Raw genomic sequence first — 13,883 nt, forward strand, 5'->3', positions numbered from 1 at the left:
GGCGAGCTTCAGTCCCATAACAGAATTTGCAGGTTCGACTTGACCGGGACGGTCAGCCCATGGGTGCCACTCACCGGGGTTTGCGTGCCGCGTAGCGGGTCGTACAGGGTGGCGCTGGCGAGATTAGGCAGGTGCGCGTTCCCCCCTTCGGCCGACCAGAAGAACCATAACTTGTGGCCATCGGCGCGGGTCCAGCCGATGCTGAACAGGCCATCGGGCAATTGGTCGGCGGTGGGCGGGTCGCCGGGGGTGAGTTGCGGGCCGCTGACGTCGAGGAAGTTCTTCAAGGCGGTGTAGACCGGCTTGGGGTTGGCATCGATGTCGAGCAAACCATAGAACTGGTCACGCACGCTGGCGCGCTGGTCGAGGTCACTCAAGGTGAACAGGAAGATTTTGTCGTAATCCATCGCGCTCATCAGCGCCACACGGCGCACCACGTAATCGGCCTGGCCTTGCGGCGTGATAAGGTCCTGGGCGTCTTTCGGTCCGGGGTAGGTTGACCAGCCCCACTCGGTGCTCCACAGGGTTTGCACGCCGGCGCTGCGCAGGGACTGGTTGAGCGCAGTGGTCTTGGCAATAAAATCCAGGTTGGAAGGGTCATTGCCTTCGGGCAGTTGGGTGTAGGGATGGTAGGAAATAACCGTGTTCAGGCTGGCCACACCGAGCGCGCCAAGGGCGGCGAACATGGTTTGGCCATTCGGCATTTCGCTGAAAAAAGCCATGCCGGCAGCGACCACCGGTTTGTTCGCGTCCACCGCGCGCAGTGCGCCCGCGGTGGCGGTGAGCAGGTTGGCATAGCTCGCTGGGTCGGCCACCGGACGCCAGAAGCCGAGCAGGTTAGGTTCGTTCCACACCTGCCAGGCGTTGACGCTGGGGTAGCGCTGCGACAACAGCGCCATGCGGTTGGCGAACACGTTCGGGTCTTTGGGCGGGTACTGGTCCTGATACGGCGCACCGGCTGGCGCGGTGGTGGCGAAGGGCGCCGAACCGACCAGGTAGAACACCGACTTGAGCTGGTTGGTTTGCAGGTTGCTGACTAACTGATCCAGGGTGGCGATCTGGTACTGGTTCTCTGCCGGCTCCAGCCGGTCCCAGTGCAAATCCAGGCGCACCCACTCCAGGCCCAAGGCCTTGAGACGGTCTATCTGCAGTTGATAAAGCGTGGGGCTGAACCACAGAAACTGCGCGTTCACCCCCAGGAAGTCCTTCCAGACCACCACCTTATTGCCTTTGAGCACGTGGTTCTCGGCGTCGGCCTGGCGCCCCCACATAAAGGCGGTGAGGCCGAGCGCCACGATTACCGCAAGGGTGGCGAGATAAGTCCGTTTACGCGCCATAAGCGTCTCCTGCAATCGCCTTCGCAAAGAGTCGCTTGAACTGCTGCGCGGTCAACGGCCACAGACGTTCGCGGCCAATTTCCCCGGCACGTTCGGCCCAGTCGCGGGCCAATGTCGGCGTGCGCGCCAGGCGCAGCAACTGGTCGCTGAGCGCCGCCACGTCGCCTTGGGGATAGATCGCGCCATTGCCGCTGGCGACTTCTTCGGCAAACGCCCGTGCATCCGAGGTGATCGCCCCGCGCCCGCACGCCGCGGCCCAGGACAGCGCGCCACTGGTGCCGCGTTGACGCCCCAGCAGGCCGAGTTTTTTCGATTCGCGGTATGGCAGCACCATCACATGGTGCGCCTGGATGGTCTGTGCAATCTCGCTGGCCGGCAGATTCAGCCGCCAGTCGATAACGTTTGCCAGGCCCAGCTCGGCGATCTGGCTGTTCAACTGTTCAAGGTAATTGCCGCTCGCCCCGAATGCCATTTCGGCGGCAGTGCCACCGGCCAGGGTCAGGCGCACACGGTCACGCAATTCGGGGGCTTGCTTGAGGACATCGGTCAGAGCCTGCAACAGGTCTTCAATGCCTTTGCCACGGTAGATAAACCCGAAATACAGCAGGTGCAAGGTGTCCAGCGCTGGTAACGGCGCGGTAGCAATGGCCAGGTTGGCGTGGTTGATGACCACGACTTTGCCAGCTGGCAGTTGCATGCGTTGCCTGAGGCACTCGGCACCCAAGCGGGTGAGGGTGATCAGCCGCGTCAGGCTTTGGGCGACGTGGCGTTCTTCGCGCAACGTCAGCGGGTCGGCCAACACCACCGCTGCCTGGGGCAGCGGGCTGGGCAGGCGCTCCAGCAGGTTCAGCGGAAAGGGCTGGTGTTCGCGACGCCACACCAGACGTTCCGGGTCATGCACGGTGGCCGTCAGCGGCAGGTTGGGGTAAGCCTTGCGCAATTCGCGCAGGGCCAGGAACTCCCCCAATCGGCCGCCGCCCAGTTCGGCGTGCACCAGGTCCACGCTGTGCCAGTCGAAGGCGGCGATGGCTTGCTTGATGGCAGCGCTGTTGCCTTCTACCCCGCTCAGCGGTGTCGCCACCGTCACGCCGAGTTGCTCCAGGGCCGTCTTGAAATGGTTCGCGTAATCGGCGATTCCGTTTTTTTCCGGCGGCAAAGGGGCAAGCAGGGCGATGCGCATCAGTACGCCCCCCGGTATTTGGCGATGGTTCCGAGCACCTTGGCCGGCACTTCGAATTTGCGTCGGTTGATGATGATGCCGTCCACTTTGCCGAACGCGGTATTGAGAATCGAGAGCGCGTGTTCCACCACCGGCACGGTGCTTTTTTGCGCTTCCACCACTAGGGCGATCAGGTCGGCGCGGCGCAGGTTGATAAAGGCGTCACGGTTGTCCAGCAGCGCCGAGGCATCCAGCAGCACCACTTCGCCTGGCGCCGCAGGTTCGATGCCACCGACCCGCACAGTAATCCCGTTTTCTTGCAGCAACTGGCGCAGTTGCTCCACCACAAAGGTCACGCCTTCGCCGTGGCGCGCCGAGGTCAGCCCGAGGGTCAGGCCTTGTTCGGCAATACGGTCCAGTTGCAGCAATCCGTACAGCCGGTAAATGCTCGCATTGAAGGCGTTGCTGCTCTGGGCGGTGCTGGTATCCAACTCCGGCAGGGTGGTCCATAGCGGCAGGCCGAACTTGCGCTCTACCAGGCCACCGTCGTGAATGCGCTGGTCCAGCAGGTAGCAGAGGTAGATCACCAGCAGGCCGACGACGATGGCAAACGGAATCGCCAACACCAGCATCACCAGGGTTTTGGGGAAGATGCGGCCTGGGTTCAGAGTGGCTTCCTCGATCACGGCGATGTTGCTGATCTGGCTGTTGTCCAGCTCACGGTCGATGCGCGATTTTTCCAGGTTGTCGACATACAGCGCGTAGTTGCGCTCGGTGGCGCTCAGCTCGCGGGAAAGGCGCGCCAACTCCGGTTCAATCTCCAGGGCCTGCTTGCGTTGCGCTTCGAGGTTCACCAGTTGCTTCTGTTGTTGCACCAACTGAGTCCGCAAGGCCTGATTGTTGCTCGATTCATCCAGCAGTACGCGTTGCAAGTGGATTTCCAGGGTGTTCGGCGCCCGGTTTTCCGAGCTTTGCACTGTATTGCTTTCACTCGCGACTTGGGCCTGCATCGCACGGATAGACGCGTCCAAGGCTTTGACCGGCGGCGCGTTGTCGGTGTAGGTGCGCATCATGTCGGCTTTTTCCAGCAGCTTCTGGTTCAACAGGCGACGCAAGTCTTGCTGCTGCGGGTTCAGTGCAATCTGGCGAACCGTGGTCACTTCCTTGGGCTGGGTCTTGAGCTGGGTGCGCGTGCTGTCGATGGCACTGTCGGACGAGGCGATCAGGCGGGTGGTGTTGAACGTCTCGCCGCGCAGCACGTTGATACGCTCGGACAGGTCTTCCAGGCGATCGGTGATGCTCGCCGCGCCGATCTCATTCAAGTGCTTGAGGATTTGCTCCTTGTAGCTCTTGATCTCATTCGCGCTGGTGTTGACCTGGCCTTCATAGAACGCGTAGAGGCTCTTGCGGCCCAGCGCTTGTGTGCGTTCATTGATGTACGTCTCGACCCAACTCTTGACCACCGCCTGGGCGATTTCCGGGTCGCTCCACTTGAAGCTGATATCCATCACGGTGGAACCGGCCGCGTGGCTCACTTCGAAGTTCTTCTCCAGGCTCGCGGCCAGGCGTTCCACGGGTGTGGTTTTTTCAATAATGCCCACCGTTTCCAACACCACACGCAGGCCGTCGAACACGGCGCCGATGCTGCTTTTGACATAGTACTTGGTGCGCTTCCAGAACCCTTGCGGTGGCGGCAGTGTGTCGATGACTTCCAGGTAATGCTCAGCCACCGCGCGCACGATCGGGCGCCCGGTCAGCAGGCGCTCCTCGTCGACAATCGGGTCACGCTGGGTGCTGGGCATGACCAGCGCCTGGCGGTTGCTGATCTCGATCGGCAAGGTTGAGTCGCGCCCTGGCTTGACCAGCAGGCGCGCGGTGGATTCGTACTTGGCCGGCAGCAAAAATGCTCCCAGCAAAATAATCACCAGCGCCGCAATGGCCGCCAGTTTGAACTCTTGGCGGAAGATGAAGAACAGGCGCAGAAGATCACGAAAAGAACGGATCTCGATCATGGGATGTCGCTCCTTTAGTTACTGGAACTGCTGCTGGTTCGGGTGTAGTTGTAGCCAACCCCAATGGACTTGGTGAATGGGATCAGTTGGTTCAAGTAGGTATCCACCCCTTGGATGCGCTCGCCCACATTGGACTTGGGCACGAACACCACGTCACCGCGTTGCAGGTGCACCGGTTTGCGCCCGTTCGGGCCGGGCTTGAGGTATTGGCTGAAGTCCAGGAAGTAGGCGTGGTAGGCGCCCTGGGCGTCTTCGCGCAGCAGCGCCACCATGCTGGCATTGCCCGAGGGGTTCACCCCACCGGCGCCGACAATGGCTTGCTCCAGGGTGTTGGCGGTGCCGAGCTGGACCGCGGTCGGGTTGTTCACCGCGCCGCCGACGATCACCGAATTGCCCGGTGCCTGGTTGATGTTCACCGTTACGCGTGGCTCGCGGTACACCGGTGCAAGCTTGTTGCTCAGCTCGGTGGCCAGTTCCGATGGCTGGCGCCCGGCAACCTGGATCGGCCCCAGGAAGGGGTAGTTGATCTTGCCGTCGGTCTGCACGGTGTACAGCGTCAGCTCGTAGATGGTGCTGACGTTGAACGCCGACAGCGTCGGCATCTCCCCGGCATCGCGCACGATACGCAGTTGGTCACCGATGCGGATGCGCTCCACCGCCGGCGGTAGCTGTGCAAGCTGGTCGAGGGCACGTTTGCCGTCCTCCACGGTCTTGTCATCAGGCGGGACAATGCGTGCCGGTGTATTACAAGCGGCCAGGGCCATCATGGCCAGGAGGAGCACGGTTTTTTTCATCAAGGGGGACTTCCTGTAGGTCATGCTGCTCACCTCCAATAACCGGGGAACATGCTGATGCGCCGCTTGAGGGCGATGGGGAGCCGGCGTTCCAGATGGCCCAGCCGATAGCCGAGCAACTTGAACGCGCTGCGCACCAGGACTTCGGGTACGCGGTGCAATGCACCGGCTGCACGCAATGCTGCGAGCTCAGCCAGTACATAGCGTTTACCTTCACCGCCAGCATCGCCAAAGGCCTGGCGAATCCACGGCTCGCGACCGTAGAACACGCCAATGTCGAAGTAGCGGTGAAACTCATCCATGAGTCGGTAATCGTGGGAGTGGTACACCCGCGCCGACGCGGCGTAGCGCACCGTGTAGCCGTGGAGCAGCAGGCGCGCCGCCACATAGGCGTCTTCGCTGCCGATCACATCGGCGGGGAAGCCGTCGACGGCCTGCAAGGCGCTACGTCGGTAGACGCTGAAAGAGTCGGAGCTGAAGCAGGTCTTGATCCCAAGCACCGGGGCATCAGCCAGGCGTTTGTTACGGCTGTGTTCCGGGTAATTGAAGTGCCGCGACTGCGCGCCCAGCACGCCGGCTCCGGGGTGCGGCAGTTGGCGGCCGTAGGCTACGCCGATGAGGGGGTCTTGCTGCAGCTCATCAAGCAGATTGGCGAACGTCTCGGCGTCGGCGGGGATTGCGTCCTGCGTCATCACGATCAGCGCGTCACCGCTTACGTGCTCACTGGCCCAGCGCCGTGTGCCGCCGTGGTTGAAATCGCGCGCGTCGATAACCTCGACCCGCGCGCCGAACTCACGAAAGCGCGCCACGGTGTCATCGCTGGAGGCGCTGTCGACCACCAGCATCTCGTCCGGTTGCAGCGTCTGCATTTTCAGCGCGGGCAGCAATCGCTCCAGGTGGCTGGACGCGTTGCGGGTCGGGATGATCAACGAGGTACGCATATCACTTTTTCACGTCGGCAGCGGGCGCACGCCCGTAGATGTCGTCAAAACGCACAATGTCGTCTTCGCCCAGGTACTCGCCGCTCTGCACCTCGATCATCACCAGGTCGATGATGCCGGGGTTGGTCAGGCGGTGTTTGTGCCCGGCCGGGATGTAGGTGGACTCGTTGGCGTTGATCAGGAATTCGCGCTCGCCATTGGTAATCTGCGCCGCGCCGCTGACCACCACCCAGTGCTCGCTGCGGTGGTGGTGCATCTGTAACGACAACGATGCTTGGGGCTTGACCACGATGCGCTTGATCTTGAACCGGCTGCTTTCCTCGAGCACCGTGTAAGTGCCCCATGGCCGGGTGACGGTGCGGTGCAGGCTAAACGCCGGATGGTCCTGGCGCTTGAGCTCGGCGACGATGTAACGCACATCCTGGCTACGATGGGCGTCGGCGATCAGCAGCGCGTCGGGGGTGTCGACGATGATCAGGTCGCGCACGCCGACAGCGCCGAGGACGCGCTTGGGCGAGTCGATATAGCAGTTGTGCACGTCGTGCAAAATCGCTTCGCCATTGACCTGGTTACCCTGCGCGTCGCTGGGTGTGAGCTGGCGCAGGGCTTCCCAAGAACCGATGTCGCTCCAGCCGATGTCGCAGGGCACCACGGCGACTTGCTTGGACTTCTCCATTAACGCCACGTCGATGGAAATATCCGGTGCGGCACCGAAGCCTTCAGCGTTCAATTCACGCTGGCGTGAGGTTTTGTTCTGCAGGGCCTGGCTGTGCTCCAGTGCGGCTTTCGCGGCCGCGAGTACGTCGGGAGCATGAACGGCGAGTTCGTCCACCAAGGCGCTGGCCTTGAAGCAGAACAGGCCGGCATTCCATAGGTGTTTTCCACCGTCGAGGTAGCCTTGCGCGGTGGCCAGGTTGGGTTTCTCGACGAAGCGTTTGACCCGGTTGCCGGTGCCCAGCGCGTCGCCTTTTTCGATATAGCCGAAGCCGGTTTCCGGGTGGTCGGGCTGGATGCCGAAGGTCACCAGGTAGCCGGCTTCGGCCAGCTCACGGGCCTGGGTCACAGTGGCGGCGAACGCGGTTTCATCGCTGATCAAGTGGTCGGCAGGCATTACCAGCAGATGCGCCTGTTCGCCGAAATGCTCCTGCACATGCAGCGCCGCCACCGCGATGGCCGCCGCTGTGTTGCGCCCGAACGGTTCCAGCAACAGGTCCAACGGCAAGTGCGCTTTATTGACCACGCGGTAGTCATCCAGGGTGCGAAACAACAGGTCGCGGTTGGTCACCGTGAGCACGCTTTCCACCCCGGGCAGGCGTGCTGCGCGCTGAAAGGTCTTTTGCAACAGGCTCATGCCGTCACGCATGCGCATGAACGGCTTGGGCATGTTCTGTCGTGATACCGGCCACAGCCGTGTCCCCGAGCCACCGGAAATAATGCAGGGAATCAAGCCGCTGAGGGTGTTCATCAATAGACCTCCTTGGTGGAGAGAACGGCCGGGACCGTCATGAAGATGATGTACAGGTCAAACCACACCGACCATTTGGAGATGTACTCCAGGTCGTACTCGACGCGCTTTTGGATCTTGAACAGGGTGTCGGTCTCGCCCCGGTAGCCGTTGATCTGCGCCCAGCCGGTGATGCCCGGCTTGACCCGGTGTCGCGAGCTGTATTCACTCACCGCCACTTCAAACGGAATACCGGCCGCCTTGGTCGCCGTGGCGTGGGGGCGCGGGCCCACCATCGACATGTTGCCCAGCAACACGTTGAACAGCTGCGGCAGCTCGTCGATGCTGGTTTTGCGGATGATCCGGCCCACGCGGGTGATGCGCGGGTCTTTGCGCGTGGTCTGTTGCTCTGCGGTGAAATCGCTCTGATCGGTGAACATCGAGCGGAACTTGAACACGCGAATCTCGTTGTCGTTGTAGCCGAAGCGGTTCTGGCGAAACAGCACCGGGCCTTTGGAGTCGAGCTTGATCGCGATCGCTGTCGCCAGCATCACCGGTGACAGCGCCACCAGCGCGAGGCTTGCCAGCAGCACATCTTCACAGCGTTTTATCACCGGCGACCAACCGCGCAGCGGCAACTGCGAGGTGTTGAACATCAAGATGCCGCCCACGTCGGTGATGCGGCTATGGCCGTAGCGCAGGGCGGCCATATCGGGCACCAGCATCACGTTCACCGACATCTGCCGCAGACGGTTGACCAGCCCGTGGATACGTTGCTCGGCTGCCCAGGGCAGGCAGATCATGACTTGGTTGACTTGCTCGGCGCGAATCAGTTTTTCCAGGTCGCGGGTGTTGCCCAGCAAGGGCAGGTTGCTCAGTTCCTTGGGAATGCGCTCGGTACGGTCATCGATAAAACCAATCAGGCCGGAGCGGATATCGCCATTACGTTGCAGGTGGTCGGCGACGTGCACGGCAGTGTCGGTGAAGCCCAGGATCACCGTGCGTTGCAAGTATTTTCCCTTGCGCATCAGGTTGCGGTACAGGCGCAGCATCAACAGGCGTTCAACACAGAACAGCCCCAGGCTGGCGAAGTACCATGCCACCAGGTTGCGTGGGGTTAATTGCGGGAAAAACTGCAGGATCTGGTACATGAACAGCAAGATGCAAAATGCCGCGGACCAGGCGACTGTCTTGGTCCGCAAGCGCAACCGATTGCTGAACAGATCTTCGGAATAGATGCTCAGAGCCTGGAACAGAATAATGGTCAGAATCGCGAAAAACAGCAGCAGACCAAGAAAGTGGGAGCGCAGCTCAGGGGCCATTGGGTCGAGGAACAGAACCAGGACCAGGGGCGGCAAAATGGCCGTCAGTCCATGGATCAACTTGACGAAAACCACAAAAAACTCAACAAAACCGGCGCGGGTCAGAAACAGGCTGTCGACTGACGACTTCTCTCGCATAAAAACATCCCTCATTGCACTCCAGACTTTCTGTTCGGCTGTTTGATCCATAAGGCAGCGGGCTGCTTATGTGAGGGCAAGACGAACGACGGCTACGCTGGGTAAAACGCAACTATTCCTTTAACTGAAGCTATCCAAACGAATGTTTCTGCGAAGGTAGTGACTTAAGGAATATACCCGTGAATTAAGTTGTCAGTGAATTGACAGTGGTGTGCAGATGCAGTGCTAGACACGATAATTGATTTTTTGGTGTCACTTTATTGACCTCCCCTGTTCGGATAATCGGAAATGGGGTGTGTTTTTGAGTGTAGAAACAAATGTGAGAATTTTCCTGCCAAGTGGGGAAGCCTTTTTTGAACCGCGGCAGTAACAAGGGACAAAGAACACACGCCAAGTGCCAGAAAATAAGGCGCTCAGGCGAGTGGAAGTTGGTTTTAAACGCAGATGAAAATGTATCCAGAACAATTTTTTGTTAGTTTTTGGACAGCCATTTAACCTGTGGGCTCTATATTGGGGGGGTGAGCATGATCGATTTCACAAGCTTGCTGATGTTTTCCGGCGCGGTCCTGCTGTTGCTGCTATCCCCGGGGCCGAACATGGCGTTTGTTATCAGCCATGGCATCAGTTATGGCTGGCGCGGCGGTGTGGCCTCGAGCCTGGGAATCTGCGTGGCCGACCTACTGCTGACGGCATTGACCGCTACCGGGGTGACGGCGTTGGTCGCCGGTTGGCCGCCGTCGTTTGATGTGATTCGCTATGCTGGCGTGATCTACCTGTTGTGGCTGGTGTTCAAGACCTTGCAGAAAAGCGCGGGGCTGGACTCTGGCCAGGTCAAGCGTGTGCGCCTGAGCCGTGTATTTGTGCAGGCAATGCTCAACAGTTTGCTCAACCCTAAGGCGTTGCTGTTTTTCCTGGTGTTTTTGCCGCAATTTGTCAGGCCGCAGGCCGGGTCCATTGCCTTGCAACTGCTGGTGCTGGGCGGCGTTCTAACCCTGATTGCCGGGGTGTTTCACGCGCTACTGGGCGTTTTTGGCGGTGCGCTCAGCCGGTTTTTTGCCGGGCGCGCCCAGAGTGCCAGGCTCCAGAAATGGGGCCTGGCGACGGTTCTGATGCTGTTGGCCGCGCGGTTGGCGCTGATGTCTCGGCCCAACTGACCCACACGCTTATACGGCGAGCGGGCCTGTGGTGGCCAGTGACTCTGTTGTGGTCATCGGGCTCGCCACAGTTATTGCATCAGCCCAATCGAGCCGCCGCCCGGGCTACGATCTCGCCGCGCACCCGACGTGATTCCGCTGTGCGCTTTCTGGCTTCTTCCAGCACGTGCTCGGGTGCGGTTTCCGGGCTGCCCGCGTCGAACGGCGGCGCTGGTGCGTATTCGATCTGCAACTGCACCTGTTGCGCCTGCGCTTCGCTGTAGAGCTCGGCTGCCAAGGTCAGCGCAAAATCGATCCCGGCAGTAATCCCGCCACCGGTGAACAGGTTGCCGTCACGCACCACTCGCGCCTGCACCGCAATCGCGCCGAGCGGGGCGAGCATGTCGTGGTAGGCCCAGTGGGTGGTGGCCTTACGGCCGCGCAACAAACCCGCAGCGCCGAGTACCAGCGAGCCGGTGCACACCGAGGTCACGTAGCGCGCGGTCTGGGCTTGGGCCTTGAGGAAATCCAGGGTTTGCGGGTCTTCCATCAAGGCGCCAACGCCGGAACCTCCGGGCACGCAAATCACGTCAAGGCGCGGGCAGTCGGCATAGGTCATGGTTGGGGTAAGCACCATTGCGGTGCTGGAGGTGACGGGCGCCAGGTCTTTCCACACCAAGTGCAGCTTCACGTCCGGCAGCGAGCCCAATACGTCATAAGGGCCGGTGAGGTCCAGTTGCTGGATGCCGGGGAACAACAGAAAACCGATCTGCAAGATCATGAATGAAGCTCCAATAAAGGGGTAGACGGCTTCACTCTAGAGGCCTAGGCTTTGGCGCATACGCCATTAAGCCCACAGATTACGCCAAATATGCCTCGGATCATCCACGTACTCGCTTTCCAAAATGTACAGGTGCTCGACGTCACCGGGCCATTACAGGTGTTCGCCACGACAAACGACTTGGCCCGCCAGCGCGGGGTGCCGTTGCCTTATGCGGTTTCAGTGATCGCCGCGCAGACAGCGCCGGTGATGACCTCCGCCGGCCTGGCGCTGGTGGCCGAGCCGCTGCCCGCGGCTGACGCGCCGTGCGATACCTTGGTGATCGCTGGCGGCTGGGGGGTTTACGGCGCGGCTGAAGACGCCGAATTGGTCGAATGGGTGAGGCACAAAGCCCAGCACACCCGGCGCATGACATCCGTGTGCACCGGCGCTTTTCTGCTTGCCGCCAGTGGCTTGCTCGACGGCTGCCGCGTGGCCACCCACTGGACCCGCTGTGAAGAGCTGGCGCGTAAATTCCCGTCGCTGACGGTGGAATCCAATCCGATTTTCATCCAGCAAGGTTCAGTGTGGACGTCCGCTGGCGTGACGGCAGGCATCGACCTGTGCCTGGCCCTGGTCGAAGAAGACTTGGGCCGCGCCGTGGCACTGGAGGCCGCGCGGCACCTGGTGGTGTTCCTCAAGCGTCCTGGGGGCCAGTCGCAATTCAGCGTGGCCTTGTCCCTGCAAAAGGGCAACAGCCGCTTCGCCGACTTGCATGCCTGGATGGCCGAAAATCTCACACTCGACCTGAACATTCTCACATTGGCCGCCCAGGCCGGCATGAGCGAACGCAGCTTCGTTCGCCACTACCGCGCCGAAACCGGGCAAACCCCTGCACGGGCAGTCGAGCTGATCCGCGTGGAAACCGCACGGCGGCAGTTGGCGGACAGCACAGCGTCAATCAAACGTATCGCCGTGCAATGCGGTTTTGGCTGCGAGGAGACCCTGCGGCGCAGTTTCTTGCGGGTCCTGGAGGTCACGCCCCAGGCGTATCGCGAGCGGTTTTGCGATCCAGCGTGAGCCGCCTCAAACCTAAGCGCTGACCCCCACCTGACGATACCCCCCCAGGGTGTATTTCTGACGGCCTTGGCTGTGTCCGCTGACGTCACGCTCGATCCAGCAACGCGCAGATCGCCTTGAGGGTCGCCTGCGGCGCTTCCTGAGGAATGTTGTGACCCACACCTGCCAAGACTTCGCGCTGATAAAAACCGCTGAAGTGCTCCCGATCGTCATCCACCGCCGAGGCCGGGCCCACGCCATCATCGGCGCCGCACAGCGAAATCGTCGGCACTGAAATCGGTGGTTGCGGCGCCAGCGCCTGCTCAATCGCTTCCAAGCCCGGGTCGCCCGGCGCGTACATGAAGCGGTGGCGATAGGAGTGAATCACTACCTCGACGAAGTCCGGGTTATCAAACGATGGCGCGGTGCGGCCATACAGCCCAGGCCCCTCGGCCCAGGTTGGCGACCACAGCCGCCAGAGCAACTCACAGAACTCGCGGCGATTGGCCGTCAGGCCATCCACACCCCGCTGGGTGTGAAAGTAGAACTGATACCACAACCGATGCTCCGTCTGCGGCGCAGGCGGCTTGAGCGACTTGGCAATGTCCTGGATGTTGTAGCCATCCCCGGTCAGCAACCCGCGCACCCGCTGCGGCCATAACGCGGCAACGATACATGCGGCGCGACCGCCCCAGTCGTAACCGGCGAGCGTGGCTTGCGGGATGTAAAGCGCATCCATGAAATCCAGCAGATCCTTGGCCAACGCCGCCTGTTGGCCGGAGCGCATGACCTGATCGTTGATAAACCGCGTCGGGCCATAGCCGCGCAGGTACGGCACCAATACCCGGCAGCCGCGCTCGGCCAGGGCCGGCGCGATGTCATCGTAGACGCGCGGGTCGTAGGGGAACCCGTGCAGCAGAATTACCGGTGCACCGTCTTCGCGGCCGTGGGCTTCATAGGCAATATCGAGCAGGGTCGTGCGCACATAGAGTAGCGGGGCGACAGGGGGCATGATGGGTTCCTCGAGGCTGGCCAAAAGTCCTTGAACACTAGTCGAACGCAGTGACGCAATGGAGGGGATTCGACACCTGGGGGCTTACGTGTCTAGCCACTCCCGTGCCAACAACCCCAACACTACCAGGTCATGCCGCTGGCCATTCCAGAACCCAGCCTCTCGCAAGGTCCCCTCGGCTTTGAAGCCCAAACGTTCCAGCAACGCCTGTGACGCTGCATTGTGCGGATGCACCATGGCTTCGACGCGATGCAACTGCATGTGCGCAAAACCCCAGGTGAGCATCGCCTGTAACGCTTCGCTCATCAAACCTTGGCCACGTGCCTGGGCCGCCAGTTCACAGGAGAGGGCACAGCTGTTCCAGCCACGATTCCATTTGAATAGACCGCAGCTGCCGATCAGTTGACCATCCTGTTCAAGGGCCCAGCGTGTGCCTGGGTTGGGTTGCTTGCGCCATTGGGCGAAGGTGTCGATCAAGGCGTGTGCCTGGGTAAGGTCGGTCATCGGGTCGGCGCCGAACCAGCGCATGTTGGCGCCATCGCCGTGGATGGCGAACAACGCCGGGGCGTCGGTTGGCAGCAGTTCTCGCAGGCGCAGGCGCCTGGTGGTCAGCGTCGGGAATACGTTCATGAAGCGGTCGTCGCAATGACCTGAGCGCGCTCAACGACGTTGCCGAAATGATGCTGCCACACGACCAGCCACGCGGGCGGATTGAAGCAGGGTTGTGCGTCGAAGATCAGCAGTACCTGGCGCATGGGGTTCCTGATGGCGG

At 61.3% G+C, this 13,883-nt stretch carries 13 protein-coding genes; 2 read left to right on the plus strand and 11 right to left on the minus strand.

Going from position 1 to position 13,883, the window contains the following annotated elements:
- Positions 1 to 8: 8 nt before the first annotated feature.
- Genes FW764_RS26245 through FW764_RS26275 form a run of 7 tightly spaced genes read right to left on the minus strand, consistent with a single transcriptional unit; the run spans position 9 to position 9,147 of the window.
- Complete coding sequence (locus tag FW764_RS26245; protein ID WP_446436422.1) at positions 9 to 1,337, minus strand: GH39 family glycosyl hydrolase; 1,329 nt, start codon at positions 1,335 to 1,337, stop codon at positions 9 to 11.
- On the minus strand, positions 1,327 to 2,517 hold the full coding sequence (locus tag FW764_RS26250; RefSeq protein ID WP_446436423.1) for a glycosyltransferase: 1,191 nt from the start codon (positions 2,515 to 2,517) through the stop codon (positions 1,327 to 1,329). The genes FW764_RS26245 and FW764_RS26250 overlap by 11 nt, the downstream gene beginning before the upstream one ends.
- Entirely contained in the window at positions 2,517 to 4,508 is a 1,992-nt protein-coding gene (locus tag FW764_RS26255) for a GumC family protein (RefSeq protein WP_446436424.1), read from the minus strand. The genes FW764_RS26250 and FW764_RS26255 overlap by 1 nt, the downstream gene beginning before the upstream one ends.
- 14 nt (positions 4,509 to 4,522) lie before the next feature.
- A complete protein-coding gene (locus FW764_RS26260) occupies positions 4,523 to 5,302 on the minus strand; it encodes a polysaccharide biosynthesis/export family protein (protein ID WP_446436425.1) in 780 nt (259 codons plus the stop codon).
- 29 nt (positions 5,303 to 5,331) lie between these two features.
- A complete protein-coding gene (locus FW764_RS26265) occupies positions 5,332 to 6,243 on the minus strand; it encodes a glycosyltransferase family 2 protein (RefSeq protein WP_446436426.1) in 912 nt (303 codons plus the stop codon).
- Position 6,244: 1 nt separating this feature from the next.
- Complete coding sequence (locus FW764_RS26270) at positions 6,245 to 7,708, minus strand: mannose-1-phosphate guanylyltransferase/mannose-6-phosphate isomerase (RefSeq protein WP_446436427.1); 1,464 nt, start codon at positions 7,706 to 7,708, stop codon at positions 6,245 to 6,247.
- Complete coding sequence (locus tag FW764_RS26275) at positions 7,708 to 9,147, minus strand: undecaprenyl-phosphate glucose phosphotransferase (RefSeq protein ID WP_446436428.1); 1,440 nt, start codon at positions 9,145 to 9,147, stop codon at positions 7,708 to 7,710. The genes FW764_RS26270 and FW764_RS26275 overlap by 1 nt, the downstream gene beginning before the upstream one ends.
- 524 nt (positions 9,148 to 9,671) lie before the next feature.
- On the opposite strand from FW764_RS26275, the gene FW764_RS26280 reads away from it, so the two are divergent.
- Complete coding sequence (locus tag FW764_RS26280) at positions 9,672 to 10,301, plus strand: LysE family translocator (protein WP_446436429.1); 630 nt, start codon at positions 9,672 to 9,674, stop codon at positions 10,299 to 10,301.
- A gap of 79 nt (positions 10,302 to 10,380) precedes the next feature.
- Here the strand turns inward: FW764_RS26280 and inhA are convergent, their stop codons facing one another.
- Entirely contained in the window at positions 10,381 to 11,061 is a 681-nt protein-coding gene (gene inhA, locus FW764_RS26285; protein WP_446436430.1) for an isonitrile hydratase, read from the minus strand.
- Between the two features lie 90 nt (positions 11,062 to 11,151).
- Here inhA and FW764_RS26290 point away from each other — a divergent pair, with 90 nt between their 5' ends.
- Positions 11,152 to 12,120, plus strand: a complete 969-nt coding sequence (locus FW764_RS26290; protein WP_446436431.1) for a GlxA family transcriptional regulator — start codon at positions 11,152 to 11,154, stop codon at positions 12,118 to 12,120.
- Between the two features lie 85 nt (positions 12,121 to 12,205).
- Here FW764_RS26290 and FW764_RS26295 read toward each other — a convergent pair whose 3' ends face one another.
- The 3 genes from FW764_RS26295 to FW764_RS26305 form a co-directional block, all read right to left on the minus strand.
- On the minus strand, positions 12,206 to 13,111 hold the full coding sequence (locus tag FW764_RS26295; RefSeq protein ID WP_446436432.1) for an alpha/beta fold hydrolase: 906 nt from the start codon (positions 13,109 to 13,111) through the stop codon (positions 12,206 to 12,208).
- A gap of 84 nt (positions 13,112 to 13,195) precedes the next feature.
- The gene (locus tag FW764_RS26300) at positions 13,196 to 13,741 is read right to left on the minus strand and encodes a GNAT family N-acetyltransferase (protein ID WP_446436433.1); all 546 of its coding nucleotides are present in this window, start codon (positions 13,739 to 13,741) and stop codon (positions 13,196 to 13,198) included.
- Positions 13,738 to 13,866, minus strand: a complete 129-nt coding sequence (locus tag FW764_RS26305; protein ID WP_446436434.1) for a hypothetical protein — start codon at positions 13,864 to 13,866, stop codon at positions 13,738 to 13,740. Before FW764_RS26305 ends, FW764_RS26300 begins: the two co-directional genes overlap by 4 nt.
- Between the last annotated feature and the right edge of the window lie 17 nt (positions 13,867 to 13,883).

It is taken from the genome of Pseudomonas sp. 1152_12 (assembly GCF_052850675.1).